The 25,603-nt window shown below is 61.4% G+C and carries 27 protein-coding genes; 12 read left to right on the top strand and 15 right to left on the bottom strand.

The annotated features are described in order from the left end of the window. Nucleotides 1-2: 2 nt before the first annotated feature. Entirely contained in the window at nucleotides 3-866 is an 864-nt protein-coding gene (locus tag AB1E37_RS00315; protein ID WP_032412624.1) for an NAD(P)-dependent oxidoreductase, read from the top strand. Nucleotides 867-869: 3 nt separating this feature from the next. Here the strand turns inward: AB1E37_RS00315 and AB1E37_RS00320 are convergent, their stop codons facing one another. The 8 genes from AB1E37_RS00320 to eefA all read right to left on the bottom strand — a co-directional run bounded on the left by AB1E37_RS00320 (nucleotide 870) and on the right by eefA (nucleotide 11,652). Next, nucleotides 870-1,160 (bottom strand): YicS family protein, encoded by a 291-nt coding sequence (locus AB1E37_RS00320; protein WP_002923120.1) that lies wholly within the window; start codon nucleotides 1,158-1,160, stop codon nucleotides 870-872. A 106-nt stretch (nucleotides 1,161-1,266) separates the two neighbouring features. Next, nucleotides 1,267-2,169 (bottom strand): DMT family transporter, encoded by a 903-nt coding sequence (locus AB1E37_RS00325; protein WP_002923118.1) that lies wholly within the window; start codon nucleotides 2,167-2,169, stop codon nucleotides 1,267-1,269. Nucleotides 2,170-2,320: 151 nt separating this feature from the next. Next, nucleotides 2,321-3,754: a PTS N-acetylmuramic acid transporter subunit IIBC gene (gene murP / locus AB1E37_RS00330; RefSeq protein ID WP_002923111.1), complete on the bottom strand. Its 1,434-nt coding sequence runs from the start codon at nucleotides 3,752-3,754 to the stop codon at nucleotides 2,321-2,323. 24 nt (nucleotides 3,755-3,778) lie between these two features. After that, complete coding sequence (gene murQ, locus AB1E37_RS00335; RefSeq protein ID WP_032447953.1) at nucleotides 3,779-4,681, bottom strand: N-acetylmuramic acid 6-phosphate etherase; 903 nt, start codon at nucleotides 4,679-4,681, stop codon at nucleotides 3,779-3,781. A 162-nt stretch (nucleotides 4,682-4,843) separates the two neighbouring features. Next, the gene (locus AB1E37_RS00340; RefSeq protein WP_019725155.1) at nucleotides 4,844-6,007 is read right to left on the bottom strand and encodes a multidrug effflux MFS transporter; all 1,164 of its coding nucleotides are present in this window, start codon (nucleotides 6,005-6,007) and stop codon (nucleotides 4,844-4,846) included. 45 nt (nucleotides 6,008-6,052) lie between these two features. Further along, a complete protein-coding gene (eefC, locus tag AB1E37_RS00345; protein WP_004186228.1) occupies nucleotides 6,053-7,417 on the bottom strand; it encodes a multidrug efflux RND transporter outer membrane subunit EefC in 1,365 nt (454 codons plus the stop codon). 3 nt (nucleotides 7,418-7,420) lie between these two features. After that, nucleotides 7,421-10,528 (bottom strand): multidrug efflux RND transporter permease subunit EefB, encoded by a 3,108-nt coding sequence (gene eefB / locus AB1E37_RS00350; protein WP_032447952.1) that lies wholly within the window; start codon nucleotides 10,526-10,528, stop codon nucleotides 7,421-7,423. After that, nucleotides 10,528-11,652 carry a multidrug efflux RND transporter periplasmic adaptor subunit EefA gene (gene eefA / locus AB1E37_RS00355; RefSeq protein WP_004150241.1) on the bottom strand — a complete coding sequence of 375 codons (1,125 nt, stop codon included), beginning with the start codon at nucleotides 11,650-11,652 and terminating at the stop codon, nucleotides 10,528-10,530. The genes eefB and eefA overlap by 1 nt, the downstream gene beginning before the upstream one ends. 206 nt (nucleotides 11,653-11,858) lie before the next feature. Between eefA and AB1E37_RS00360 the strand changes: the two genes are divergently transcribed. Further along, entirely contained in the window at nucleotides 11,859-11,981 is a 123-nt protein-coding gene (locus tag AB1E37_RS00360) for a hypothetical protein (protein WP_004150240.1), read from the top strand. Here AB1E37_RS00360 and AB1E37_RS00365 read toward each other — a convergent pair. Then, entirely contained in the window at nucleotides 11,941-12,057 is a 117-nt protein-coding gene (locus AB1E37_RS00365) for a hypothetical protein (protein WP_014343452.1), read from the bottom strand. The genes AB1E37_RS00360 and AB1E37_RS00365 overlap by 41 nt on opposite strands. On the opposite strand from AB1E37_RS00365, the gene AB1E37_RS00370 reads away from it, so the two are divergent. After that, complete coding sequence (locus tag AB1E37_RS00370; protein WP_032447951.1) at nucleotides 12,032-12,448, top strand: GNAT family N-acetyltransferase; 417 nt, start codon at nucleotides 12,032-12,034, stop codon at nucleotides 12,446-12,448. The two genes, AB1E37_RS00365 and AB1E37_RS00370, sit on opposite strands and share 26 nt — an antisense overlap. A 503-nt stretch (nucleotides 12,449-12,951) precedes the next feature. On the opposite strand, the gene AB1E37_RS00375 is transcribed toward AB1E37_RS00370, so the two are convergent. After that, entirely contained in the window at nucleotides 12,952-13,599 is a 648-nt protein-coding gene (locus tag AB1E37_RS00375; protein WP_004181564.1) for a TetR/AcrR family transcriptional regulator, read from the bottom strand. Between the two features lie 80 nt (nucleotides 13,600-13,679). On the opposite strand from AB1E37_RS00375, the gene AB1E37_RS00380 reads away from it, so the two are divergent. Then, entirely contained in the window at nucleotides 13,680-15,173 is a 1,494-nt protein-coding gene (locus AB1E37_RS00380) for an MDR family MFS transporter (RefSeq protein WP_032447950.1), read from the top strand. On the opposite strand, the gene AB1E37_RS00385 is transcribed toward AB1E37_RS00380, so the two are convergent. Then, nucleotides 15,170-16,141: a LysR family transcriptional regulator gene (locus AB1E37_RS00385; protein WP_072196386.1), complete on the bottom strand. Its 972-nt coding sequence runs from the start codon at nucleotides 16,139-16,141 to the stop codon at nucleotides 15,170-15,172. The two genes, AB1E37_RS00380 and AB1E37_RS00385, sit on opposite strands and share 4 nt — an antisense overlap. 38 nt (nucleotides 16,142-16,179) lie before the next feature. Between AB1E37_RS00385 and AB1E37_RS00390 the strand changes: the two genes are divergently transcribed. Both AB1E37_RS00390 and AB1E37_RS00395 read left to right on the top strand, forming a co-directional pair. Further along, complete coding sequence (locus AB1E37_RS00390; protein ID WP_032447949.1) at nucleotides 16,180-16,806, top strand: pyridoxamine 5'-phosphate oxidase family protein; 627 nt, start codon at nucleotides 16,180-16,182, stop codon at nucleotides 16,804-16,806. A 2-nt stretch (nucleotides 16,807-16,808) separates the two neighbouring features. Then, entirely contained in the window at nucleotides 16,809-17,279 is a 471-nt protein-coding gene (locus AB1E37_RS00395; RefSeq protein ID WP_004173883.1) for a nuclear transport factor 2 family protein, read from the top strand. Between the two features lie 20 nt (nucleotides 17,280-17,299). On the opposite strand, the gene AB1E37_RS00400 is transcribed toward AB1E37_RS00395, so the two are convergent. After that, entirely contained in the window at nucleotides 17,300-17,836 is a 537-nt protein-coding gene (locus AB1E37_RS00400) for a carboxymuconolactone decarboxylase family protein (protein WP_004145017.1), read from the bottom strand. Nucleotides 17,837-17,952: 116 nt separating this feature from the next. On the opposite strand from AB1E37_RS00400, the gene AB1E37_RS00405 reads away from it, so the two are divergent. From AB1E37_RS00405 to AB1E37_RS00415, 3 genes are all read left to right on the top strand, one after another. Continuing rightward, nucleotides 17,953-18,858, top strand: coding sequence for an AraC family transcriptional regulator (locus AB1E37_RS00405; RefSeq protein ID WP_004150236.1), 906 nt, complete (start codon nucleotides 17,953-17,955; stop codon nucleotides 18,856-18,858). Nucleotides 18,859-18,985: 127 nt separating this feature from the next. Beyond that, a complete protein-coding gene (gene nlpA, locus AB1E37_RS00410; protein ID WP_032440429.1) occupies nucleotides 18,986-19,795 on the top strand; it encodes a lipoprotein NlpA in 810 nt (269 codons plus the stop codon). A gap of 24 nt (nucleotides 19,796-19,819) precedes the next feature. Further along, on the top strand, nucleotides 19,820-20,674 hold the full coding sequence (locus tag AB1E37_RS00415; RefSeq protein WP_032447948.1) for a DMT family transporter: 855 nt from the start codon (nucleotides 19,820-19,822) through the stop codon (nucleotides 20,672-20,674). On the opposite strand, the gene AB1E37_RS00420 is transcribed toward AB1E37_RS00415, so the two are convergent. Further along, nucleotides 20,664-21,224 carry an NUDIX hydrolase gene (locus tag AB1E37_RS00420; protein WP_032447947.1) on the bottom strand — a complete coding sequence of 187 codons (561 nt, stop codon included), beginning with the start codon at nucleotides 21,222-21,224 and terminating at the stop codon, nucleotides 20,664-20,666. The genes AB1E37_RS00415 and AB1E37_RS00420 overlap by 11 nt on opposite strands. A 165-nt stretch (nucleotides 21,225-21,389) precedes the next feature. Between AB1E37_RS00420 and AB1E37_RS00425 the strand changes: the two genes are divergently transcribed. Together AB1E37_RS00425 and AB1E37_RS00430 are read left to right on the top strand one after the other, a co-directional pair. Beyond that, complete coding sequence (locus AB1E37_RS00425; RefSeq protein ID WP_023285660.1) at nucleotides 21,390-22,169, top strand: MBL fold metallo-hydrolase; 780 nt, start codon at nucleotides 21,390-21,392, stop codon at nucleotides 22,167-22,169. Between the two features lie 21 nt (nucleotides 22,170-22,190). After that, nucleotides 22,191-23,144, top strand: a complete 954-nt coding sequence (locus AB1E37_RS00430; protein WP_004901466.1) for a GlxA family transcriptional regulator — start codon at nucleotides 22,191-22,193, stop codon at nucleotides 23,142-23,144. Here the strand turns inward: AB1E37_RS00430 and AB1E37_RS00435 are convergent. Then, nucleotides 23,141-24,190: an NAD(P)-dependent alcohol dehydrogenase gene (locus AB1E37_RS00435; RefSeq protein ID WP_004901462.1), complete on the bottom strand. Its 1,050-nt coding sequence runs from the start codon at nucleotides 24,188-24,190 to the stop codon at nucleotides 23,141-23,143. The genes AB1E37_RS00430 and AB1E37_RS00435 overlap by 4 nt on opposite strands. A 372-nt stretch (nucleotides 24,191-24,562) precedes the next feature. Here AB1E37_RS00435 and AB1E37_RS00440 point away from each other — a divergent pair, with 372 nt between their 5' ends. Further along, nucleotides 24,563-25,261: a winged helix-turn-helix transcriptional regulator gene (locus AB1E37_RS00440; protein ID WP_032447946.1), complete on the top strand. Its 699-nt coding sequence runs from the start codon at nucleotides 24,563-24,565 to the stop codon at nucleotides 25,259-25,261. 50 nt (nucleotides 25,262-25,311) lie between these two features. On the opposite strand, the gene AB1E37_RS00445 is transcribed toward AB1E37_RS00440, so the two are convergent. Further along, the gene (locus AB1E37_RS00445) at nucleotides 25,312-25,602 is read right to left on the bottom strand and encodes a putative quinol monooxygenase (protein WP_002922965.1); all 291 of its coding nucleotides are present in this window, start codon (nucleotides 25,600-25,602) and stop codon (nucleotides 25,312-25,314) included. Between the last annotated feature and the right edge of the window lies 1 nt (nucleotide 25,603).

Consider the following 25,603-nt stretch of genomic DNA (forward strand, 5'->3'; position numbering starts at 1 on the left):
TGATGACAATCGCGTTTATTGGTTTTGGCGAGGCGGGTGGCATTCTGGCGGCGGATCTGGCCCGTGAGCATGCGGTGACCATTTGGGATTGCAAGCTCAATGGCCCGGAGCGAGAGGCAATGCTCAGGAAAGCCCGTGATTCGCGCGTTCAGGTGGGAAATTCGCTGGCGCAGGCGCTGGAGGGGGCCACGCTGGTTTTTTCTACTGTGACCGCCGGTGAGGCGCTAAAGGTGGCGCAGCAGGCGGCCGCGCTGCTGCAGCCGGGACAATATTTCCTCGATCTCAACTCCGTGGCGCCGGAGACGAAACGGCAGGCGGCTGAACATTTTCTGCCGGGCGCCTACATCGATGTCGCGGTGATGGCGCCGGTACCGCCGGCCCGATTGCAGACACCGTTATTGATCGGCGGGCCGCAGGCGGAGGCGATCGCGCCGCGTCTGCAGGGGCTGGGGCTGAATGCCCGCTATGGCGCCAGTACGGTGGGCCAGGTGTCGGCGATAAAAATGTGCCGTAGCGTGATGATCAAAGGTCTTGAAGCGCTTACCACAGAATGCCTGTTTGCGGCTCGTGAATACGGCGTTGAGGAGGAGGTGCTTAGCTCCTTGCATCATAGTTTCCCCTCTCTGGGCTGGACAGGCGCGTTCCCCGACTATCTGATCAGCCGGGTGGCGGAACATGGCATTCGGCGCAGCGAAGAGATGGAAGAGGTGGTGAAAACCCTGCGTGACGTGGGGAGCGCCGGGATAATGAGTGAGGCGATCGCGAAAAGCCAGCGCCAGCTGCCGGAGCAGATGGCCGCCCGTAGCCTGAGCTACAGGCAGCTTACGCCGTTTGACTGGAAAACGCTGGTCGCGAGGCTGAAATAACCGCTATTTGGCCGGACAGACGATTTTGTCGATTGCGGCCTGGTAGCTTTTCTGGTTATTGCGCTCCTTCGCCAGCGTTGCTTCGCGGACCGCGTTCTTGTTACCGTCGGTCGCCAGCACTTTATTGGCAAAATCGTTATCGCTGAGGTGGCTTGCTGGCGCGCATTTTTCCTTCACCGCTTTGAGCACCTGCTGTTTTTGCTGCTCGAACTGCAGGCTTTGCAGCGGTGATTCGGCCCACGCCGACGTGGCGCTCAGGGCGGTGACCAGGCATACCATCCAACATGCTTTCATCAGGCTTCTCCTTCCGTAATCGCTTCCGTCAACTATATGCGCAGGCGCGAAAACACGCAAATAGTGGTCAGTTTAACTTATTGAAAATGCAATTTTTATCGCCTGCTCAGGCGGCTCTCACCCGCCGCCGCGAGTCGATGGCGATCAGCACCACCGACGCGAGGATCAGCAGAGTGCCCAGCCAGTCCGGCAGCGTGAAGGTGATCCCCAGCAGCAGGAGCGATAGCAGGGCGCTGCTCAGCGGTTCGGCGCAGCTGAGGATCCCGGCCTTTGCGCCGCCAATCTTCTGCGCGCCGTTGAGATAGAGGCTGAAGGTCAGCGAAGTACCGATCACCACCAGGTAGAAAAAAGCTAACAGCAGGCTGCCGTTAACCACAAAATCGGTGCCCTGGCCGCCGTAAAACGGCAATAGCATCGCGCCGCCGAACAGCATGCTCCAGCCGACGATGGGCAGCGTCCCGTAGCGGGCAATAAGCGTTGAAGGATAGGTGGTATAAAACGCGGCGGCAAACGCCGAGGCGATCCCCCAGAACAGCGCCGCCGGCGAAATCGACAGCGTCGTTGGGTTGCCGTGGGTCACCAGTAGAAAGGTGCCCGCCAGCGAGGTGCAGATAGCCCCCAGCACCAGCGGTGTGGGACGCGCTTTGCGGGCGAGGGCGAACCAGGCGACGATGATCGTCGGCGACAGAAACTGCAGCACCGTGGCCGTGGCGGCATTGGATTTTTCAATGGTCATCAGAAAGGTGAACTGCACGGTTAGCGCGCCAAACAGCGAGAAAAACAGCAGGCTTAGGGCGTCGCGGCGGTTTTGCAGCACGCGGAAAATGCGGTCGCCGTGAACAAAGCCGAGCATCAGCAGGATCAGCCCGGCGAACAGCAGACGCGTCATGGTCAGAAACGGCGACGACATCTGGCTTTCCTGCATAATAAATTGCGCACACACCCCGGAACTGCCCCACAGCACGGCGGCAATCAGTACGTTCAGCATCCCTTTTTTGCTGGAGCCCATCTTTTCCTCAAGCGAAATATGACAAAGGGGAATCATAGCATGCGCGCGCCCGGGCGGCGGGGCAGGAAATGGTAGTCGGGCGCGGCGGCGTAACTATTTTGCAGGCCCGGTAAGGCGAAGCCGCCGCCGGGCATTAACCGATAGTCGCGTTCTAGCTTAAATCGACATTTTTACTGCCGAACAGCCAGGTGAGGACAAAACCGCACAGGTAGGAGACCGCCAGCCCGCCGGCGTAGACCGCCATCCCGGCGTAAATTCCGCTGCCGGAGGTCATCAGCGGCAGCGCCACCAGACCGGACGGACCGAACACCGTGTTCAGGCCGACCGGCAGCCCCAGCCAGGCGATCAGTCCGACGAAGAACCCGCCGCAGGCGCCGCCGAGGCAGGCGGTGACAAACGGCTTCATCCGCGGCAGGGTGACGCCGTAGATCAGCGGCTCGCCAATCCCGAGGAAGCCCGGAATAATCGCCCCTTTAATCTGGGTTCGCAGCAGCGAATCGCGCTTCGCCCGCCAGAACAGCGCCAGCGCCGCCCCCACCTGCCCGGCCCCGGCCATCGCCAGGATCGGGAACAGCGAGTTAAAGCCCTGGGCGTCCACCAGCGCAAAATAGACCGGGACAAACCCCTGATGGACGCCGAACATCACCGCCAGCAGGAACAGGCCGGCCAGCACCGCCGAGCCAAACGGGTTGCCGTTAAGATGCAGGAACAGCCACGACATGCCGGTAAACAACCAGCCGCCAATCGGCATGATCACCGTAAAGGTCACCGCGCCCATGATCAGCAGCGTCACCGCCGAAGTGAGGATCATATCGAGGTTGGCCGGCATCACCCGCCGCACCTGGCGTTCAACCCACGCGCCAAGGATAGCGGCGATCAGTACGCCGATGATATTGCCGCGCGGATCGATGCCATGGCCGAAGAAGGTGGAAATGCCGGCGTAGAAGCCGCTGGTTGCCTCCGGGTTGTAGCCCAGCACGAACAGCGAGGCGATAATCGCGCCGTTCACGCCGGAGCCGCCGAACGCCTTCTGCGCGTTATAGCCAATCAGGATACTCAGAAAGGTGAACATCCCTTTGCTGAAGACCTTCATATAGCCAATCAGCGCCACCAGGCTGGCGTTCGGATGGGCGTTCTCCAGTACGAAAACCTGTTCCGCCAGGGTGGCGAAGCCCAGCAGCAGCCCGACGGCGATAAAGCCGGGGATCAGCGGCGTAAAGATGGTGGCGAATTTGGCGAGAAACTTCTGCACCGCACTGGTCTGCTTGCCCTTCAGCGCCTGCTTTTTCTCCGCCGCGACGTCGGCCAGCGTCGGCGCGGCGGCGGGCGCCGCCTCCAGCAGGCCGTTCATCATTTCGGCGGCGGTTTGCGCCTTGCCGGGGCCGAGCACCACCTGGAACTGCTCGTCGCTGACGATCACCCCCATCACGCCGTCAATCTGGCGGATGGCGGCGCTGTCGGCCAGACTTTCATCGCGCAGGGTCAAGCGCAGGCGCGTCATGCAGTTGCCCGCCTGCGCGACGTTTGCGGCGCCGCCCACGTGGGCGAGGATCCGCGCTATCATCTCTTTCGTTATTTTTGCCATTGCCCGTTACCTGTCTGTCGGTGCTCAGGTGTTGCTGAGCGCCTTGCGGATATAGCCGTTGTTTTTTGCCAGCAGCGACTGCGCGTCTTCGGCACTTAAGTCCGCCAGCACCATCACGATCGCCGTTTTACAGTGGCGGCCGCAGGCCTCCAGCGCCTTCCGGGCAGTGGGACGATCGCAGTCGGTCGCCTCCATCACGATAGAGACCTGGCGCTCAATCAGCTTGGCGTTGGTCGCTTCAACGTCGACCATCAGGTTGCTGTACACCTTGCCGACGCGGATCATCGCCCCGGTGGAGATCATGTTCAGCACCAGCTTCTGCGCGGTGCCGGCTTTCAGGCGGGTAGAGCCAGTGACCACTTCCGGGCCGACTACCGGGGTGATCGCCACGTCCGCCAGCTGGGCCATTTCGCCATGCGGGTTACAGCTGACGATGGCGACAAAGGCATTCTGACTATGGGCGTATTCCATGGCGCCAATGACGTACGGCGTGCGTCCGCTGGCCGCCAGCCCCACCAGCACATCGCGGTTGCTGAAGTTCAGGTTCTGCAGATCCATCGCCCCCTGCGCTTTGTTGTCTTCCACGTTTTCCACGGCGCTGAGAATCGCTTTATGTCCGCCGGCGATGATCCCCACCACCTGCTCCGGGCGGGTGCCGAAGGTTGGCGGGCATTCGCTGGCATCGAGGATCCCCAGACGCCCTGAGGTACCCGCGCCAATGTAAATCAAGCGGCCACCGGCCTGCAGCGCCGCCGCGACCTTATCCACCACCTCGGCAATCTGCGGCAGATAGGGCGTTATCGCCTGGGCTACCTGCTGGTCTTCCTGGTTTATCACCGTCAGCATCTCGAGGGTGGAGAGGGTGTCAATGTTGGCGCTGTTGGCGTTACGTCGCTCGGTCAGCAGTTTGCTCAGGTCGATACTCATAGAAACCTCGTTATTCTCAGTGGCGCGCAGTATAAGGAATTATTTATTCCTTTCCTGTGAAGGGTATCACGATTAGTACGTGGAGAATAATACGAGAATGGCAGATATGGCGGGAAATAGTGCGGTAATAAATCTGGAATATTTTATTACCGCAGCAGGAGATTAGCGTGCGTCGCGCGGTTTGCTGAGGCCCAGCAGCAGCGCCAGCAGGTAGCAGATGGCCATCGCGAGGCTCATTTTCAGCATCGTTTCGCCGCCGAGACCCGCCAGCGGCGCGGCGATGCCACCGAAGACAAACATCAGGGTGCCCATCAGCGCGGACGCGGTCCCGGACTGCGCGGCATCGACGGCGCTCATCGCCTCCGCGCCAGCGACGGTGCTGATGCCGCTCATCAGCGACACGGTAAAGAACAGGCCGACCAGCGCCAGCACCGGCAGCTGCAGCCATGCAAACAGCAGCATGATCGCCGCACAGCTCACGGCCAGCGTCAGGCCGCCGCGCAGCAGGCTTTCGGCGCTAAAGCGGCGCGCCAGACGGGAAAAGATCATCGCGGCGATGATCAGCCCGATACCGTTCAGACCGAACAGCAGACTGAACTGCATGGCGCTCATGCCGTATTCGCTCTGCATCACGAAGGAAGAAGAGCCGATGTAGGAGAACAGCCCGGCCATCATAAAGGCCTGGATCAGGCAGAAGCGCAGAAAGCGGCGATTTTTCAGCACCGGCTGGCCGGGCCGTTGGCGGCTGGCATGCGCCGCTGTGGCCGGGCGCGTTTCCCGCAGGATCGCCAGGCTCATCACCAGCAGCACGCCGCCAATGGCGGCCATCGTCCAGAAGAGAATTCGCCAGTCGAAGGCGGTGATAACGTAGCCGCCCAGCACCGGGGACAGCACCGGCGCAATGCCGTTCACGGTCATCAGCAGGGCGAAAAACTGGGTCAGCAGGGTGCCCTGGTATTTATCGCGGGCGATGGATCGCGACAGCACCGAGCCGCCGGCGCCGGCAAAGCCTTGTAAAAAGCGCCAGACAATCAGCATGTTGATATCGCGGGTCAGGGCGCACATCGCCGAAGAGAAGATAAACAGCAGCAGCGACAGCGCCAGCGGTTTCAGGCGGCCAATGCGGTCGCTCAGCGGGCCGAAAAACAGCTGACCCAGGCCGAGACCAATCAGCGCGGCGGTCAGCGACAGCTGGGTCTGGGTGCTGGTGGCCTGCAGCTGCTGAGTGATCTCCGGCAGCGCCGGTAGATAAAAATCCGTGCACAGCGGGCCGATACCCGACAGCAGGCCGAGGATCAGCGCCCAGGAGAGGGAAACACGTGGCATAACGATTCCTTACAGAAGCCGGGCGCGGCCGCCCGGCGGGTGAAATTAACTGGCGCCGCCGCCCAGCGACTGCCAGAGGGTGATCCGGTTATTGAGGTCGGTCTGCTGCAGGGACAGCAGCGTCGTCTTCGCCGACCACAGCGTGCGCTGGGCCGTAAGCACCGACAGATAATCGCCGACTCCGGCCTGATAGCTCTTCATGGCAATATCCAGCGATGTCTGCTCGGCGGCGACGTACTGCCGCTGGGCATCGAGCTCTTCGCTCAGCGTTTCCCGGCGCGCCAGCGCATCGGCAACGTCCTTAAACGCGCTCTGAATCGATTTCTCGTAGGTGGCGATCAGCCCCTTTTTCTCCGCTTCCGCATAGCGCAGCTGCGCCAGGTTGCTGCCGCCGGTGAACAGCGGCAGGCTGATGGAGGGGGCGAACGACCACACCTGCATCCCGTGGCTGAACAGCGACGACAGCGAGTCGCTGCCGACCCCGGCGCTGGCGGTCAGGGAAATCGACGGGAAGAAGTTCGCCCGCGCCGCGCCGATATCGGCATTGGCGCTCTTCAGATTGTGCTCCGCTTCCTGAATGTCCGGCCGACGCAGCAGCACCGACGACGACACGCCCGCCGGCACCAGCGCGATGCTGTTATCCCCGAGACTCTCGAGAGTGCCGGGCAGTAGGCTCTCCGGCACGGTTTCCCCCGCCAGCAGGTTAATGGCGTTTTTATCCTGCGCCACCAGCGTACGATAGCTGGCGACGCTGGCGCGCGCCTGCTGATAGACGCTTTCCGCCGAGCTTAAATCACCCGCGGAGGCGGTGCCAACCGCCATCTGGCGGGCGACGATGTTGCGCGAGTTTGCCGCGCTGTCCATCGTCTGCTGCGCCAGCGCCAGATTGCTGTTATCCGTCGCCAGCGTCACCCAGGCGGTGGTCAAATCGGCAATCATCGTCAGCCGGGTATTCTGCGCGGTGAATTCGCTGGCAAGCCAGGTTTCGCGCGCCGCGCGCGACAGGCTCTGGTTCTTGCCGAACAAGTCCAGTTCGAAGCTGGAGACCGCGCCGTCGGCCTGTGAAGCGGAGCTCAGGCCGCTGGCCACCGTTTTGCTGCGGGTGTGGCTCAGTTCGGCATCAACGGTGGGAAACAGCGATGCCCGCGTTTCGCCATACTGGGCGCGCGCGGCCTCGATATCGGCCAGCGCCTTTTGCACATCGCGGTTGCTGTTCAGCGCGATGCTGACCACTTTTTTCAGCCGCGCGTCATTGACCACTTTCTGCCAGTCGCCGACCACCGCCGTCGATTCGCCGTGCGCCCCGGGCAGGGTGGCCGGCACCGGCGCGGCCGGGCGATCATAATGCGGGTCAAGCGAGACGCAGCCCGCGGTCAGGAGCGCGATAAACATAAAACTCAAACGAAACATACCTTACTCCTGAGAAGGACGTTGGCGGGTGAAGAGACGTTTCACCAGCACGAAGAACAGCGGTACGAAGAACACCGCCAGCAGGGTGGCCGTCAGGGTGCCGCCGATAATCCCGGTGCCGATCGCCACGCGGCTGTTGGCTCCGGCGCCGGTGGCGATGGCCAGCGGCAGCACCCCGGCGATAAACGCCAGCGAGGTCATGACAATCGGGCGCAGGCGAGTCTGCGCGGCGCGGATCGCCGCCCGGGAGAGCGAATACCCCTCATCCACGGCGGATTCAGCGAACTCCACGATCAGGATGGCGTTTTTCGACGACAGGCCGATGGTGGTCAGCAGCGCCACCTGGAAGTAGACGTCGTTGCTTAAGCCGCGCAGCGTCGCCGCCAGCGCCGCGCCAAGCAGGCCGAGCGGGATGACCATGATCACCGAGAACGGCACCGACCAGCTCTCATACAGCGCCGCCAGGCACAGGAACACCACCAGAATCGAGATGGCGTACAGGCTCATCGCCTGGCCGCTGGCCAGCTTTTCCTGCAGCGAAATGCCGCTCCACGCCCAGGTGGAGCCCGCCGGCAGGCTGTCGGCCAGCTTTTCCATCTTGTCCATCGCCGCGCCGGAGCTGAAGCCGGCGGCGTTTTCGCCCTGGATCTCAAAGGCGGCGGAGCCGTTGTAGCGCACCAGGCTTTCCGGGCCGTATTGCCAGTGGGTGGTGGCGAAGGTGGAGAACGGCGTCATGCTGTTATCGCTGCCGCGAACGAACCATTTGCCAAGGTCCGACGGCACCGCGCGCGCGTCGCTTTCGCCCTGGATATAGACCTTTTTCACCCGGCCGCGATCGATAAAGTCATTCACGTAGGTACCGCCCCAGGCGCTGGAGAGCGTATCGGTCACGTCGCTCAGCGACAGCCCCAGCGAGACGGCTTTGTTGTTGTCGATATCCACCTGCAGCTGCGGCATCTGCGGCAGGTCGTTAGCGCGCACCGACTGCAGTTCGCTGCTCTGGTTGGCCGCCGCCAGCAGCTGGCTGCGCAGCTTCATCAGGCTGTCGCGGTCGGTACCGCCGCTGGCCATCAGCTCGAAGGTGAAGCCGTTGCTCTGCCCGAGACCGTCTACCGACGGCGGGGTCATGGCGAAGAGGGTGGCGTCGCGGATCGTCCCCAGCTCTTTGGTGGCGCGCAGGGCGATGGCCTGGGCGGTGTTGTCGTCCCCTTTGCGCTGCGACCAGTTTTTCAGCGACACGAAGGCCATCCCGGCGTTCTGCCCGCTGCCGCTAAAGCTGAAGCCGTCGACGGTGAAAATGACATCGGTATTGGCTTTCTCTTTGGTGAGGAACCAGTCGGTGACCTGGCGGCGCACCTCGGCGGTACGCACCGCCGTCGCCCCGGCGGGCAGGGTGTACTGGACCATGATCTCCCCCTGGTCCTCCACCGGCAGGAAGCTGCCCGGCAGCTTCCACATCGCCAGCGCCATCGCCCCGCAAATCAGCACGTAAGCGCCCATCATCACTGCGCCCCGGCGCAGGCCGCCGAGCACCCGGCGCTGGTAGCCCGCCTCCGTACGTCCCCACAGGCGGTTAAAGGCGCCGAAGAACCCTTTGGTGTGCGGTTTGGAGTGGCTGAGCAGCGCGCCGCACAGCGCCGGGGTGAGGGTCAGCGCTACCACCACCGACAGCATCATCGCCGAGATAATGGTTACCGAGAACTGGCGATAGATGACCCCGGTCGAACCGCCGAAGAAGGCCATCGGCAGGAACACCGCTGACAGCACCAGGGCAATCGCCACCAGCGCGCCGGAGATTTCGCCCATCGATTTTTCGGTGGCTTCGCGAGCGGGGAGCCCTTCGTCGCGCATAATGCGCTCGACGTTCTCCACCACCACGATGGCGTCATCCACCAGCAGGCCGATCGCCAGCACCATGGCGAACAGCGTCAGGGTGTTAATCGAGTAGCCGAACAGGGCCAGCACGCCGAAGGTGCCAAGCAGCACCACCGGCACCGCCACCGCCGGAATGAGCGTCGCGCGGAAGTTCTGCAGGAACAGATACATCACGCAGACGACGAGGATAATCGCTTCGAACAGGGTCTGAATCACGTCCTCGACCGAGATTTTGATGAACTCGGTGCTGTCCTTCGGATAGGCAATATCGTAACCCTGCGGCATCTGACGCTGGAATTCGGCGATTTTGCTTTTCACCAGCGTCGCGGTGTCCAGCGCGTTGGCGCCGGGGGCCATCATCACCGCGATCCCGGCGGCAGGGTGGCCGTTCAGATTGGCGGTGGCGGTGTAATCCTCGCTACCCATCTCCACCCGCGCGACATCGCTCAGGCGTACTACCGAGCCGTCGGCCTGGCTTTTCACGATGATCGCTTTGAACTGGTCAGGGGTTTGCAGCCGGGACTGCGCGCGCACGGTGGCGGTTAATTGCTGGGCATTGGACGACGGTAGCGCGCCGATTTTACCGGCGGAAACCTGCACGTTCTGCGCCTCAATCGCCGACTGGACGTCGGAAGGCATCAGCGAGTAGGAGGCGAGTTTGGTCGGGTCCATCCAGACGCGCATCGCGTATTCGGCGCCGAATACCTGCAGGCTGCCGACGCCCTCCACGCGCGCCAGCGGGTCCTGCATATTGCTGACCAGCCAGTCGGAGATATCGGAGCTGGTGGCGCGGTTGGTTTTGTCATACACCGCGAGGATCAGCAGAAAGCTGCTCTGCGATTTTTCCACCGTTACGCCGGACTGCTGGACTTCGCTCGGCAGCCGCGATTCCGCCTGCTGCACTTTATTTTGTACCTGCACCTGGGCGGTGTCCGGGTCGGTCCCCTGCTCAAAGGTGACGGTGATGCTGACCGAGCCGTCGGAGCTGCTGGTGGAGCTGAAGTAGAGCAGATGGTCGAGGCCGGTGAGCTGCTGCTCGATGACCTGGGTGACGCTGTTCTCCAGGGTTTCGGCGGACGCCCCGGTATAGGTGGCGGAGATTTTCACCGCCGGCGGGGCGACATCCGGGTACTGGCCTACCGGCAGGGTGCGGATCGCCAGCACCCCGGCGAGCATAATCAGAATGGCGATCACCCAGGCAAATACCGGGCGACGCACGAAGAAACGGGAGAACATCAGGCGTTGCCTCCGTTATTGTTGACGGCGACGGCCTTCACTGTCTGTCCGGGGGCCACTTTACCGGTGCCTTCGACAATCAGCTTGTCGCCCGCTTTCAGGCCGCTCAGCACCAGCCATTTATCGCCGTAGGTGTCGCCGGTTTCCACGGTACGCTGCTCAACTTTGTTGGCGGCATCGACCACCAGCGCCGTGGCGTCGCCTTTGGCATCGCGGGTGATCCCCTGCTGCGGGGCGAGGATCGCGTCGTTCATGATGCCTTCATCGATGCGCGCGCGGACGAACATCCCCGGTAGCAGGACGTGCTGCGGGTTGGGGAAGATAGCGCGCAGGGTTACCGAGCCGGTAGATTCATCGACGGCGACTTCGGTGAGCGCCAGACGCCCTTTTTCGGGATAGGTACTGCCATCTTCCAGGGTTAACGTCACGCTGAGGGTGTCGCTGTTGCTGGCCAGGCTTTGCTTGCGTAAACGCAGGAGATCGACGCTGGATCGCGTCAGATCAACATACATGGTGTCGAGCCCGCGGATCGTCGCCAGCGCGGTATCCTGATCGGCGGAGACCAGCGCCCCCGGCGTAACCGACGAGATGCCGATGCGCCCGGCAATCGGCGCGGTGACGGTGGTCCAGTTCAGGTTAATGCGCGCGCTCTCCAGCGCCGCTTTCTTCGATTCCACGCTGGCCTTGTCCTGGGCGCAGGTGGAGGCGGCGTCGTCAGCATCCTGGCGGGAAACGCCGTTATCCCTGACCAGCGACGCGTAGCGCTGGGCCTTCTGGCAATCGGAGACCACCAGCGCCTGGGCCTGTTTCAGCGCCGCCGCCGCTTCGTTCCAGGTCGCGCGATAGCTGGAGGGATCGATCTGGTAAAGGGCCTGCCCGGCCTTCACCATATCGCCTTCGGTAAACAGGCGTTTCTGGATGATGCCGCCCACCTGCGGGCGAACTTCGGCGCTGAGCGAGGCGGTGGTGCGGCCGGTGAGCTGGCTGACTACCGGCACCGGCTGGCTTTGCAGGGTGACCACGCCCACTTCCGGCGTGGGTTGCTGCGGAGCAGATGTCTGCGCATTATCGCACCCGCTAAGGAGAAATAATGCTGTCGCGATGGGAGCTATGATGTATTTCATTATATTTTCTCAAGATATAAGACGTCCGCCCCGTTTATTTAAAAACGAGGGAATAGGTTGGGCGCTGAGGCATTTTCGGGTGAGCGAAAATGACAAAAAAGGAACACAGATGTTCCTGAACGTGATTGTTATTGTGTCTCCGCTGAAGCCAACCTCTTCGGTCTTCAGGAGGTGAAAAGCGCATCTCCTCTGGTTTTGTGGTGAGAATGATCATTCTCATTTTTCCCCATTATACGATCCGTCGCGATAATGGAAAGGTTTTTTTGCTTACTTTTAGAACGCAAAAAATTAAGGCAAATAATCATGGAGAAAATAAGAATATTTTGTGAAAGTGGAGAGGGAAAATAACCATTCGGCAGCGCGATACTGGAGATAGTTAATGACACTAATCATTACAAAAAGCATTAATCCCGACGATCAACAAGAATTGTTTGCCGGTCTACGGCAGTATAATCAGCAGTATCTCGATGCGGCGCAGTTTGGCGATCTGGGGGTTTACTCCCGCGATGGGCAAGGGGTAATGCAGGGCGGGCTGATTGCCAAACGCAAGGGCAACTGGCTGTGCATTGAGTATCTGTGGGTTAGCGAGACGACGCGCGGGCGCGGGCTGGGGAGCGAGCTGATGCAGGAGGCGGAACAGCAGGCGCAGGCGCAAGGCTGCAGCCATCTGCTGGTGGATACCTTTAGCTTCCAGGCGCTGCCGTTTTATCAGAAATTAGGCTATCAGCTGCAGATGTCGCTGCCCGACTTCCCGCACGCAGGCATGCAGCGCCACTATTTGTCGAAGGCGCTGTAACGATCCTGGTATCCCCGGGCGGTCAGGTACCGCACCTGTGGTTGTGCCGGATGGCGGCATAAAGGCCTTATCCGGCCTACTGTTCGTGCGACCTGTTGTTATTTTAACCACTTGCGCGACTGAAACTGCCGGTGCTGGCGGCCTCAAAATCGCTGAGACGTTCCCGGAAGGCCGGGGCAGCCCGCATGGATGCGGGCTGAGGGCCGTGTTTTGCACGGACGCTGCCTCGGCCCGACCCGAAGCCTGCAGGGATAAGTCGAAGGGACCGCGTAGCGGCGATTTTGCTGGCCGGAGCCCGGGGGTACAGGGGGCGGCGGCGACTGGCCGCCCCCTGTGCGCTCCCTGCGCCATAAGAGACATAACGCAGAAGATCAACCGGGAGCGCAATCTGCCGGGAATTAACATAGAAGTTGTAGCCCTGCTAAGCGTAGTGCGAGCAGGGAAAATCCCGGATGGCGGCGCGTGGTGTCTTATCCGGACTACAAAAGCGTCAAAACCACGCCTTAACCTCCAACGCCGTGGCCCATTAACGCCAGCGCGTGGCTGACGATGGTCTGACGGTTGACCGCCTGTAAACGCGGATCGCTGTGGATGCGTGAAAATGGCACCAGCACCAGGCTAATTACCGTGGTAAACAGCAGCTCCGGCGCCAGCGCCGGATTGATCTTGCCTTCCTGCTGCCAGCGACGCACCGTCCCCAGCATCACCTGAAAACGCTCCTCGCCGAAGCGGGCATCCATATGCTGGCGCAGAATCGGCATTTCGCCGATGATCTCCTGCATCCACAGCGGCGCGAACCAGGCGTTTTTCTCCGCCATATGCGCCAGCGTCTCGACCATCATCGTCAGCGCCAGTACCGGGTCCTGTGGATGATCGACAAAGATGCGGCTGATGTGATTGCGCAGCGGCATAAAGCGCTCCTCAATCAGCTGAGTCACCAGCGCATCCCGCGAGCTGAAGTAGTAATGCAGCATCGCCGGCGTCACCCCGGCCTCTTTGGCGATGGCGTTCAACGATACGCGGCCCGCCCCGTCTCGGGCAAACAGCGTCAGGGCGATGTCCATCAACTGTTCGCGGTTGGCGGTACCCGGTTTTTTACCGCGCGGCCGACCCGGGCGGCGGGGAGCATCCTGATCCTTTTGTGCTGTCATGATATGGCGATCTCTTGACCCGACTCATTCTTTCACTAAATATTAATTATGCATTTAATTAATTTCAAGCGAGCGTTGTAATGACTACTCAAGTCGCAAACCCACCGGTGCAGTCGATACGCCTGCTGTTCAGCGCATTGCTGCTGGTGATGCTGCTTTCAGCGCTGGATCAGACCATTGTCTCCACCGCGCTGCCGACGATTGTCGGCGAACTGGGCGGGCTGGACAAGCTTTCCTGGGTGGTCACCGCCTATATCCTCAGCTCCACCATCGCGGTGCCGCTGTACGGTAAATTTGGCGATCTGTTCGGCCGCAAAATCGTGCTGCAGGTGGCGATTGGGCTGTTTCTCGTCGGCTCCGCGCTCTGCGGGCTGGCGCAGAATATGACCCAACTGGTGCTGATGCGCGGCCTGCAGGGGCTCGGCGGCGGCGGCCTGATGGTGATCAGCATGGCGGCGGTCGCCGACGTCATCCCGCCCGCCAACCGCGGCCGCTATCAGGGGCTGTTCGGCGGCGTTTTCGGCCTGGCGACGGTGATCGGCCCGCTGATCGGCGGTTTTCTGGTGCAGCACGCCTCCTGGCGCTGGATCTTCTATATCAACCTGCCGCTCGGCCTGTTCGCGCTGCTGGTGATCGGCGCGGTATTCCACAGCAGCAATAAACGCAGCCAGCATCAGATTGACTGGCTGGGGGCGATTTATCTCAGCATGGCGCTGCTGTGCATCATCCTGTTTACCTCGGAAGGGGGCAGCGTCCATGCGTGGAATGACCCGCAGCTGTGGTGCATTCTGGCCTTCGGCATCGTGGGGATCATCGGCTTTATTTACGAAGAACGGATGGCCGCCGAGCCGATTATTCCGCTGGCGCTGTTCCGCAACCGCAGCTTCCTGCTGTGCAGCCTGATCGGCTTCGTCATCGGCATGTCGCTGTTCGGGTCAGTCACCTTCCTGCCGCTCTATCTGCAGGTGGTGAAGGAGGCGACGCCCACCGAGGCCGGGTTACAGTTAATCCCGCTGATGGGCGGCCTGCTGCTGACCTCGATTATCAGCGGGCGGATTATCAGCCGTACCGGTAAATATCGCCTGTTTCCGATCCTCGGCACCCTGCTCGGCGTGACCGGCATGGTACTGCTGACCCGCATCACCATTCACTCGCCGCTGTGGCAGCTGTACCTGTTTACCGGCGTGCTGGGAGCGGGTCTGGGGCTGGTGATGCAGGTGCTGGTCCTGGCGGTGCAGAATGCGATGCCGGCGCAGAAGTACGGCGTCGCCACCTCCGGCGTGACCCTGTTCCGCTCGATTGGCGGCTCCATCGGCGTGGCGCTGTTTGGCGCGGTGTTCACGCACGTGCTGCAGAGCAACCTGCAACAACTGCTGCCGGAAGGCGCGGTGCTGCCGCCGGGAATGAATCCGGTGGCGGTCCAGCACCTGCCCGCGGATATCCGCCTCGACTACCTCGACGCCTTCGGCGCGGCGATCCACGCGGCGTTTCTGATGGCGGCCGGCATTATGGCGGTGGCGTTTGTCCTCTCATGGCTGTTAAAGGAGGCGCCGCTGAAGACCGCGACGCATTAAGCGGCCCCGGCGATGCGCAGCAGTGCCTGACGCAGCGCCGGTGCGGCAAAATCGATAAATTTGCGCAGCTTAAGCGGCGCCAGATCCCGAGCGGTATACAGCAAATGGACCGGCGCCGGATCCGGCTCGACGTTTTCCAGCAGCAGACGGAGCTCCCCGTGGCGCAGGCCATCCAGCGCCTGATAATGCAGTAAGCGGGCCACCCCCACCCCCAGCCGCGCGGCATCGGCGGCGCTCTCTGGCGTGGTGACGGATAGCACCGGCGGCAGGTTAATCAGCTGGTCCTCGCGCTCAGCGGCGCGAAAGCGCCAGCCGCGATAGGGCATCGGCGATTCAATGCGGATGATCGGCAGCGCCGCCAGATCGCGCGGCCGCTGCGGCTCGCCGTATTTCGCCAGCAGCGCCGGATGGGCGCAGGCCACAATCCGCATGGTGCCGAGGCGGGTGGCCACCATGCTGCTGTCCGCCAGGTCGCCAATCCGCACCGCCAGATCGACATGGTCGCTCACCAGGTCGGCATTGCGATCGCTGAGCAGCAAACGGACGCGAATTAGCGGGTAGCGGGCGATAAATTCACTGATTACCGGAAGAACGTGCTGGCGTCCAAACATCGTCGGCGCGGAGATCACCAGCTCACCCTTTGGCTCCTGATATTCGCCCGTCGCCTGGCGTTCGGCGTTTTCCACCTCCTCAAGGATCCGCCGCGCGGCGGCGACATAATCGCCCCCGGCGTCGGTGAGCGTTAGTTTGCGGGTGGTTCGCGCCAGCAGGCGTACGCCCAGCGCGCTCTCCAGTTCGCCAATATGGCGGCTGACGGTGGTCAACGGCATATTCAGCGCCCGCGCCGCCGCCGACATGCTCCCCAGCTCGGTCACTTTCACCAACAGCGCCATCGCGCTTAATCGATCCATTATTCTCCCGTTTTGCGGAAAGATGATTGCCACTTTACCCGTATTATCATTCTTCACAGTACAGTCCATGATGGCGCCAGACAACAGGAGGCGCTATGGCAGCAACCTTTCTCGATATCGCTATCACCCCGGACGTGATGGATGTGCAGCATGAAATGGGCAGCGACTCGCTGTGGCAAACGCCGCACAGTCGCCGCCAGGCCGACCGCTTCGGCGACAGCGAAGCGGGGATGATCGCCACCCGCGACAGCTTTTATCTGGCGACGGTGTCGCAGAGCGGCTGGCCCTACATGCAGCATCGCGGCGGCCCGCCGGGGTTTCTGCATCTGCTGGATGACACCACCCTGGCGATGGCCGATTTCGGTGGTAACCGCCAGTACATTACTACCGGCAATCTGCGCGGCAGCGACCGGGCCTGCCTGTTTTTGATGGATTATCCGCGCCGTGCCAGGCTGAAAATCTACGCCACCGTCGAAGTCCTGGCGGCAGAGGACCACCCGCAGCTGCTGGCGCAGGTGGCGCCGGCCAACTATCGCGCCCGCATTGAACGTCTGTTTCTTTTTCATTTGCAGGCGTTTGACTGGAACTGCCCGCAGCACATTACGCCGCGCTACAGCGCGCAGCAGGTGGCGGAGTACAGCCAGAACCTGCAGCAACGTATTCAGGACCTGGAGCAGGAGAATCAGCGCCTGCAGCAGCAATTAGCCCGTAGAGGAGAGTAAGCATGACCGAACAACGTCCCCCGTTACCGCCGTTTACCCGCGACAGCGCTATCCAGAAGGTCCGCGCCGCGGAAGATGGCTGGAACAGCCGCGATGCGGAAAAAGTCGCCCTGGCCTACACCGTGGATAGCGAATGGCGCAACCGCAGCGAATTTGTCCACGGTCGGGGGCAAATTGTTGAGTTCCTGCAGCGAAAATGGCGCAAGGAGCAGCAATACCGGCTGATTAAGGAGCTGTGGGCATGGCAGGAGAATCGCATTGCCGTGCGCTTCGCCTACGAGTGGTGCGACGACAGCGGCAACTGGTTTCGCTCGTATGGCAATGAGAACTGGGAGTTTGATAAGCACGGACTGATGCAGACGCGCTACGCCTGCATCAACGATCTGCCGATCGCCGAAAGCGAGCGCCTGTTCCACTGGCCGCAGGGGCGCCGCCCGGACGATCATCCGGGGCTCAGCGATCTGGGGCTGTAAAACCGGCGCTGCGCGACGGATTAATCGGCTTTCGGGAAGTCGACCACCGTGTCGTTAACCCGGTTCACCATGTTGGTGAACAGGATGGCGCTGATGGCGCTGATAATCTCAATCACCTGCTGGTCGCTAAAACCGGCATTGCGCAGCGCGGCGACGTCGGCTTCCGGCAGCGTACCGGTGGTGGTCACCAGGGTCTGCGCGAATTTCACCAGCGCATCAAGCTGCGCCTCTTCCGCATACTCCCCGCGGCGCAGGGCATGGATTTGTTCGCTGCTGAAGCCGGCTTTTTTCGCCATCAGGGTGTGCGCGGCCAGGCAGTAGTCACAGCCGGTGGCTTCGCTGACCGACAGATTAATCGCCTCCAGCTGTTGGGCGCTGAGGCTGCCTTTATGGAGCATCGCATTGTGCGCCAGCGCCTGCTGCAGCGCCGCCGGCGAGTGGCCGCCGATGGTCAGGTAGGCGTTCGGCACTTTGCCCATCGCTTTTTTAATCCCGGCGAAAATATCGGCGGCTTTGCCGGTGGCGTCTTGTTCACGGATATCTGCTAAACGGCTCATGGTTAACTCCTGTTGTTATCGAGGGTGTGTTGGCAATGGGGTCATCTTAGGCGCTTGCCGCATGCTAGACTGGCGGTCTTCGTCTCACCTTTTTGTCTTATCGTCTCAGGAGAAGCATGGACAGTCTCAGTCATCTGCTGGCGCTGCTGGCGCCGCGCTGCGAAGTGAACCTGCACTGTCGCTTCGGCGGCCGCTGGCAGGCCGGGCACCAGCAAATGCGCAGCGGCGTGGTGCCCTGGCACGTGGTGCTGCGCGGCGAGGGGCGGCTCAACGTCGGCGGCCAGACTCATCACCTGCGCGCGGGAGATGTCGTCCTCCTGCCGCACGGTTCGCCGCATCTGATGGAGAGCCTGGTGGAGTGGGGCCAGGTGCTGCCGGTGGCGCACCGGTTTAACGGCACGGTGACGGAAATGCGCGCCGGCCCGGCGGAGGGGGCGCTGGAGATGCTGTGCGGCGAATTCTATTTTGGTCCGCACGTCAGCTGGCTGTTCAGTGAAGCATCGACGCTGATCCATCTCCATACCGATGCGCGTGAAGACTGCCCGGAGCTGGACGCGCTGCTTAATATACTGGTGCGCGAGAGCCTGGCGCAGCGTCCCGGCGGCAGCGCTATCGTGCGCAGCCTCGGCGATACGCTGCTGGTGCTCCTGCTGCGCATGCTGCTTGGCGAGCAACAGCCGCCCGGCGGGCTGCTGCGCCTGATGAGCGATGAACGCCTGATGCCGGCGGTGCTGGCGGTGATGGCGACCCCGGAGCAACCGTGGACGCTGGAGAGTATGGCCGCCCGCGCGTTTTTATCACGGGCCACCTTTGCCCGTCATTTTGCCCGCGTCTATCACCTGACGCCGCAGGCGTGGCTGTCGCAGTTGCGAATGGCGCTGGCCGCCCGGCTGCTGCGCCTGGAGCGTCAGACCAACCTCGAGGTCATTGCCGAACGCTGCGGCTTTCAGTCGCTGGCGTCCTTCTCAAAGCGCTTCAAAATGCGCTATGGCGTGACGCCGGGCGAGTGGCGACGGGGCTAGCGCCTCGCGTTTCGCGAAGATGATTTTATTTCCAGTTGCGTGGTTTGCTGTTTATTACCCGACCCGAAAGTCGCTATAGTTTTGTACGAAAAAAACAATGACATTCAGGACAGACAGGGTGAAGAGGATGAGATTACGTTTACGGGCCGCCGCCGCAGTGATGCTGGCGGGTCTGGCGCTGGTCGGCTGCGACCAAAAGGATAATGAAGCGAAGCACATTAAGGTCGGTGTGATTAACGGCGCCGAGCAGGATGTGGCGGAAGTGGCGAAGAAGGTGGCCAAAGAGAAGTACGGTCTGGAGGTCGAGCTGGTGGGGTTCAGCGGCTCACTGCTGCCCAACGAGTCGACCAACGCCGGGGATCTGGACGCCAACGTCTTCCAGCATCGGCCTTTCCTTGAGCAGGACAACAAAGCGCATAATTATCATCTGGTGGCGGTCGGGAATACCTTCGTCTTCCCGATGGCCGGCTATTCGCGCAAGATCAAGTCAGTCGCCGAACTGAAAGACGGCGCGACGATCGCTATCCCCAACGATCCGACCAACCTCGGGCGGGCGCTACTGCTGCTGCAAAAAGAGAAGCTGATTACCCTCAAAGCCGGGACCGGCCTGCTGCCGACGGCGGTGGATATCACCGACAACCCGCGTAACCTGAAGATCATGGAGCTGGAAGGGGCGCAACTGCCGCGCGTACTCGACGATCCCAAAGTCGACGTGGCTATCATCAGCACCACCTACCTGCAGCAAACCGGGCTGTCGCCGGTTCGTGACGGCATCTTTATCGAAGATAAAAACTCGCCCTACGTGAACATCATCGTGACCCGGGAAGACAATAAAGACGCGCAAAACGTGAAGGAGTTTATGCAGTCGTACCAGTCGCCGGAGGTGGCGAAGGCGGCAGAGACTATCTTCAACGGCGGCGCGGTGCCTGGCTGGTAAGCCAACACACAGGGAGAGGTGCGTATGGTACGCCAACGGCAGGCTGACCTGCTGCTGATTGCCGCGACGGTGATTGCCGCCTGCGGCTGGATATTTTCCCGCGAGGCGATCGCCGGCATGCCGGTGTTCGCGTTTCTTGGGCTGCGTTTTTTCTTCGCCGCGCTGCTTCTGCTGCCGTTCTGCCGCGGTTTTCGCCCGCAAAAGCAGCACTGGCCAAAACTCATCATCAGCGGACTCTGGTTTGCGCTCAACCTCTGCCTGTGGATCTATTCGGTCTCCACGACGGCGTCGCTCGGCGAAGGGGCGTTTATCATGAGCCTGTCGATGATGTTCGTCCCGCTGACCGCGTGGGTGATGATGAAGGTGCGCCCGCCGCGCGCCTGGTGGGAGTGCCTGCCGATCGCGGTGGTTGGCCTGGGGCTGCTCAGTCTGCATATGCCGATAGCCTTCCACCCCAGCCAGGGCTGGTTTTTGCTGACGGCGCTGGTGCAGTCGATCTGGTTCTGTTACACCAGTCGCTGCGCGCGTGAAATACCGCTGATCCCCCTGACCACCGTGCAGCTGGCGATCACCGGTATCGTCGGGTTGACCATCTCCGCTGCCGTTGAACGCTGGGACCAGCCGATGACCCTGCCGACTCTCGGCTGGCTGGTGGCCAGCATTGTCATCGCCACCAGCCTGCGCTTCGGTCTGCAGATGAAGGGGCAGAAGTACGCGGCGGTGGCCAGCGCGGCGATCATCATGGTGCTCGAACCGCTGCTGACGGTCATTGCCGCCGCGCTGTGGTACGGCGAACAGCTGCCGCTGCAGAAGATTATCGGCGGCGTGCTGATCCTCGTGGCCCAGCTGTGGTTCCGCTGGCGGATGCTTAAGCCGTAAGCGAGCCGCTTCGCCGCTGCGCCATCAGCTGCAGCAGCGGCACCAGCGACAGCCCGTCCGGCATCTCGCCGCGGGCGATCAGTTGGTTTATCTCGTCGAAGGTAAACCAGCCGGTCTCCATCACCTCATCCTGATCTGCATCCATCCCCACCCAGCGTAAACCGGTGGCCAGCCAGGTGATAAACAGCTGATCGCTGCTGCCGTAGGAGGGGTTAAAGCGAATGATCTCCTCAACGCGTTGCGCCTGCCAGCCGGTCTCTTCCCACAGCTCGCGCAGCGCGGCGACCGCCGGGTCTTCCTCTTCATCGACGCCGCCAGAGGGGATCGCCCACACCACCTTATCGATCAGGTAGCGGTAGTGGCGAATCAGCAGCACTTTCTCATCCTGGATGGCCACAATCCCCACCGCCGGGCGCGGGTAATGAATGGAATAAAAGTCGCGGCGCTCGCCGGGGGCGACATCAATACCCACCTTACGCATGCTGAACCACGGCGTCTCGGCGATGACCTGCGGGTCGTGCATATCGGCGGCGGTCAGTTTCTTTTTCATCCTGCCACTCCTGTCAAAAATTGAGCCTTAAGAACAACATAGCCGGAGGCGGATGGCAACCGCCGCAGGTTGGCCCGATTTCATCGATCATTGCCCAAACGCCCCTGTTGAGCCAGGCGGGGACTCAGTACGATGTTCGTCAGATGACCCCAGAGGAACGCCAACATGAACATCACCCACATCCGTAATGCGACCCAGATTATTCACTACGCCGGGAAAAGATTTCTCATCGATCCGATGCTGGCGGACAAAGGCGCCTGGCCGGGTTTTCCGGGCACCGCGCGCAGCGAACTGCGCAATCCGCTGGTTGAGCTGCCGTTTTCACGCGATAAAATTGTCGACGTTGACGCGGTGATCGTCACCCACACCCATGACGATCACTGGGACGCGGCGGCGATCGCCGCGATCCCGAAAACCCTGCCGGTGTTCGCCCAGCATAAGGCCGACGCCGCGCTACTGCGCAGCCAGGGATTTCAGGATCTGCGCCTGCTGTCGGCAGACAGCGAATTTGCCGGCGTGCGTCTGCTGAAAACCACCTCCGGGCAGCATGGCAGCGACCGCACCTACGCGGTGCCGGCGATGGCTGAACGCCTGGGCGAGGCCTGCGGCGTGGTGTTTCGCCATCCGCAGGAGAAGACGCTGTGGCTGGTGGGGGATACTATCTGGCGCGATGACATTGCAGCCGACCTGCTGAAGCTGCGCCCGGACGTGGTGGTCCTCAACGCCGGCTACGCCCACGTCATCGGCTTTGGCCCGATTATCATGGGCAAGGAAGATCTCCTGAACGTGCACTTCGCCCTGCCGGAAGCAAAAATCATGGCTATCCACCTCGAGGCGGTCAACCACTGTCTGGTGAGCCGGGAAGAGATGCGCCAGTATGCGCTGGATAATCAGATTGCCGATGTGGTGAGTATCCCGCAGGATGGAGAAACCGTCGTTTATTAACATGCGTAAGGGGAAGAGACGATGAAAATCACCGACGTGGCGATTGTCGCCGTAGAGGGCTTTAGCCCGTTTCACTACGCCGTCCCCTGCATGCTGTTTGGCGATTCGGTTTCGGAAATCAAACGCTTTAATCTGCACATTTGCGCCGAGCGGCCGGGGCTGCTGCGCGCCCGCGATGGTTTTGCGCTGTACGCCACCGGCGATTATGCCGCGCTGGAACAGGCGGATATCGTGGTGGTGCCTTACTGGGGCGAGGTCGATCGACGTCCGCCGCAGGCGCTGCTTGATAGCCTGGTGCGGGCCCGGGATAACGGCGCGGAGATTGTCGGCCTGTGTCTCGGCGCGTTTGTCCTCGGCTACGCCGGGCTGCTGGACGGCAGGCGAGCGGCGACTCACTGGGAGTTCGAGCAGGATTTCCAGCGCCGGTTTCCGCAGGTGCAGCTGGATATCAACGCCCTGTACGTCGACGACCAGCGGATCATTACTTCGGCGGGCACCGCGGCGGCGCTGGACTGTTGCCTCTACATCATCCGCCAGCGTTTCGGCAGCCTCGCGGCCAACCAGATCGCCCGGCGGATGATTGTTTCGCCGCACCGCGAGGGCGGCCAGGCGCAGTTTATCGCCCAGCCGGTGCCGAAAAACACCCGCGATGCGCGAATCAACTGCCTGCTGGATTATCTGCAGCAGCATATTGCCGAGCCGCACAGTCTCGATTCGCTGGCCCGGGTGGTGGCGATGAGCCGCCGTACCCTGACCCGCCACTTCGCCCGGGCAACCGGGATGAGCATTACTGACTGGCTGACCGCCGAACGTCTGCGCCGCAGCCAGACTCTGCTTGAGGCGGGCGATCTGCCGGTCGAGCAGGTGGCGGAGGCGGTGGGCTATCTTTCAGCGGTCACCTGGCGCCAGCAGTTTAAAGCGCGCTTTGGCGTCAGCCCGACGGAATGGCGGCGTACCTTTCGTCGCGGCGCTTAGCCGGCGAGGGTCGCACTGTCGATCACGAAGCGGTATTTCACGTCACCCTTGACCATTCTTTCCCAGGCTTCGTTGATCTCATCGCCGCGGATCAATTCGATATCGGCGACGATGCCGTGTTCGGCGCAGAAGTCGAGCATCTCCTGAGTTTCCGGAATACCGCCGATCATCGAGCCGGCAATTGACCGGCGGCGGAAGATCAGATTGAACACTTCCGGCGACGGATGCGGCGTGGCCGGGGCGCCAACCAGCGTCATGGTACCATCGCGTTTCAGCAGCGTGGTGAAGGCATCGAGATTGTGCGGCGCCGCCACGGTGTTGAGGATGAAGTCGAAGCTTTTGACGTGGGCCGCCATTTCGTCGTCGTTGCGCGACACCACCACGTCATCGGCGCCCAGCGCTCTGGCCGCATTACGCTTGGATTCAGAGGTGGTAAAGGCCACCACGTGGGCCCCCATGGCATGGGCCAACTTGATCCCCATATGCCCCAGGCCGCCGATGCCGACCACGCCGACTTTTTTACCCGGCCCGACGTGCCAGTGGCGCAGCGGCGAGTATGTCGTGATCCCGGCGCACAGCAGCGGCGCGACGGCGGCCAGCTGCGCTTCGGGATGGGTTATCCGCAGCACGTAGCGTTCATTGACCACGATCTGCTGTGAATAACCGCCAAGCGTGTGTCCCGGCGCGTCCTGGGTCGGCCCGTTATAGGTCAGCACCATGTGGTCGCAGTAGTTTTCCAGCCCCTCGGCGCACTCTTCGCACTGTTGACAGCTATCGACCATACAGCCGACGCCCACCAGATCGCCGACGGCGTAGCGCGAGACGGCGTTGCCGACCGCGGTCACCCGACCCACAATTTCATGCCCCGGCACGCAGGGATACAGCGTTCCTGCCCATTCCGATCGCGCCTGGTGGAGATCGGAGTGGCAGACGCCGCAGTAAGCGATGGCGATCTGTACATCCTGCGGCCCCGGGTCGCGGCGGGTGATGGCCATTGATTCCAGCGGCTGGCTGGCGGAGTAGGTACCAATAGCGTTGATCAGCATAGCGAAACCTCTTCTTGATGAATGGACTCAATAGAACGGGAGGGGAATGCGGGTGGTCAGTGGCATCGATAAGCGTAGCCTGGACTGGCCGAGATGCGAGGGGGAAAGCGGTAGAGGAACCCTCAGGCGCGGCGTTAGCCAGCGCAGTAAATAATAAGGTGGCCTTATCTTTATCGCCGCTAAGCCTTATAGGTAATTAAGGCTCATCGTATTTTTTATTCCTGTAAAATAGAGATAAATAGTTATTGCAGATAATGATGCTTACACTCTTTTTATCCTCGTAACGTCTTGTCTTTTATTCGTTAATTCACCTGTTGATACTATGATTCTCAACGAATCACTTTTTCAACCTGACCTGATGGCATAAAAACCATGTCGATCCCTGCAGCCAGCCTCTCTACTGACCAGGCGTTACCGTCTTTTTATTACGGAAGACAGACAAAGCCGTTATTCGCGGTGGAATCCCTGTTATCTGCGTTCCTGCCCGCCAGCTCACCCTTTGCGCTGCCGCGATCGACCTATTATCGTTTTCCGCCGACCCAGGCTGAATCCGGATTAATTCTGCTCGAAGAGGGGATTGCCTCGCTATGCCATGCGGAAAACAACAGGGTGATATCAACGATATTTGCCCCTTCGCTATTGGGATTAATCGATGGTTACGGCGTCTTTAACGGTATTCCGGAAAAACACCACTGCTCTCTGTTTGCTGAGACAGATTTGCGCGGACGCTGGATAGGACACCAGGCCGCGGTCGAGATCCTCAATGCGCAAAACCTGTGGCAGGAGATGGCCCATGTTCTGGCGCAGCGGCTGATGGTGTTGAGCATGCGTTCGCAGGAGATGGTGGGGGTGGATTCTTATCCGATGGTGCGAACCCTGCTAACAGAGCTGGCGGACTATCCGGAGGCATATCGTCGCCAAATTAATGCGTTAAGCTTTATACAGCGCCGCACCAACCTGTCGCGCAGCCGTGTTATGTCGATTCTGGCAGAGCTGCGCAAAGGTGGTTACATTACGGTCCATCGCGGGGTGCTGGAAAAGATAACCCGCACGCTTCCCGCCCACTTTTAAACCCGCGCGGCGGAGGGGCGTGATTTTCCCACCCCTCGTCAGCCGGTGGGCTAAGGCTCAACCGGCGTCAGAAAGTCCAGCCGCAGCGGCTCAGCCAGCAGAGACTCCATCTGCGTCATAAACGCCTGAAAATAGGGCATCGCGACATGGGCATCGAGGGCGTCCTGTCCCTGCCACGCCTCGCGCATATAGAAGGTGTCCGGCGCGTCGCGCAGCTGAAACAGGGCATAGTCGAGGTTGCCCGGCTCCTGTCTCGTCGGTAGGAGCAGCGCCTGCAGGGCCTGACGCAGGGCGTCCGTTTGGCCCGGTTTCGCCTTGAGCACGGCGATAAGCGATATCATC

Origin of the sequence: Klebsiella sp. Shm-1 (assembly GCF_040804525.1) — a bacterium.
Classification (GTDB): Bacteria; Pseudomonadota; Gammaproteobacteria; order Enterobacterales; family Enterobacteriaceae; genus Klebsiella; species Klebsiella pneumoniae.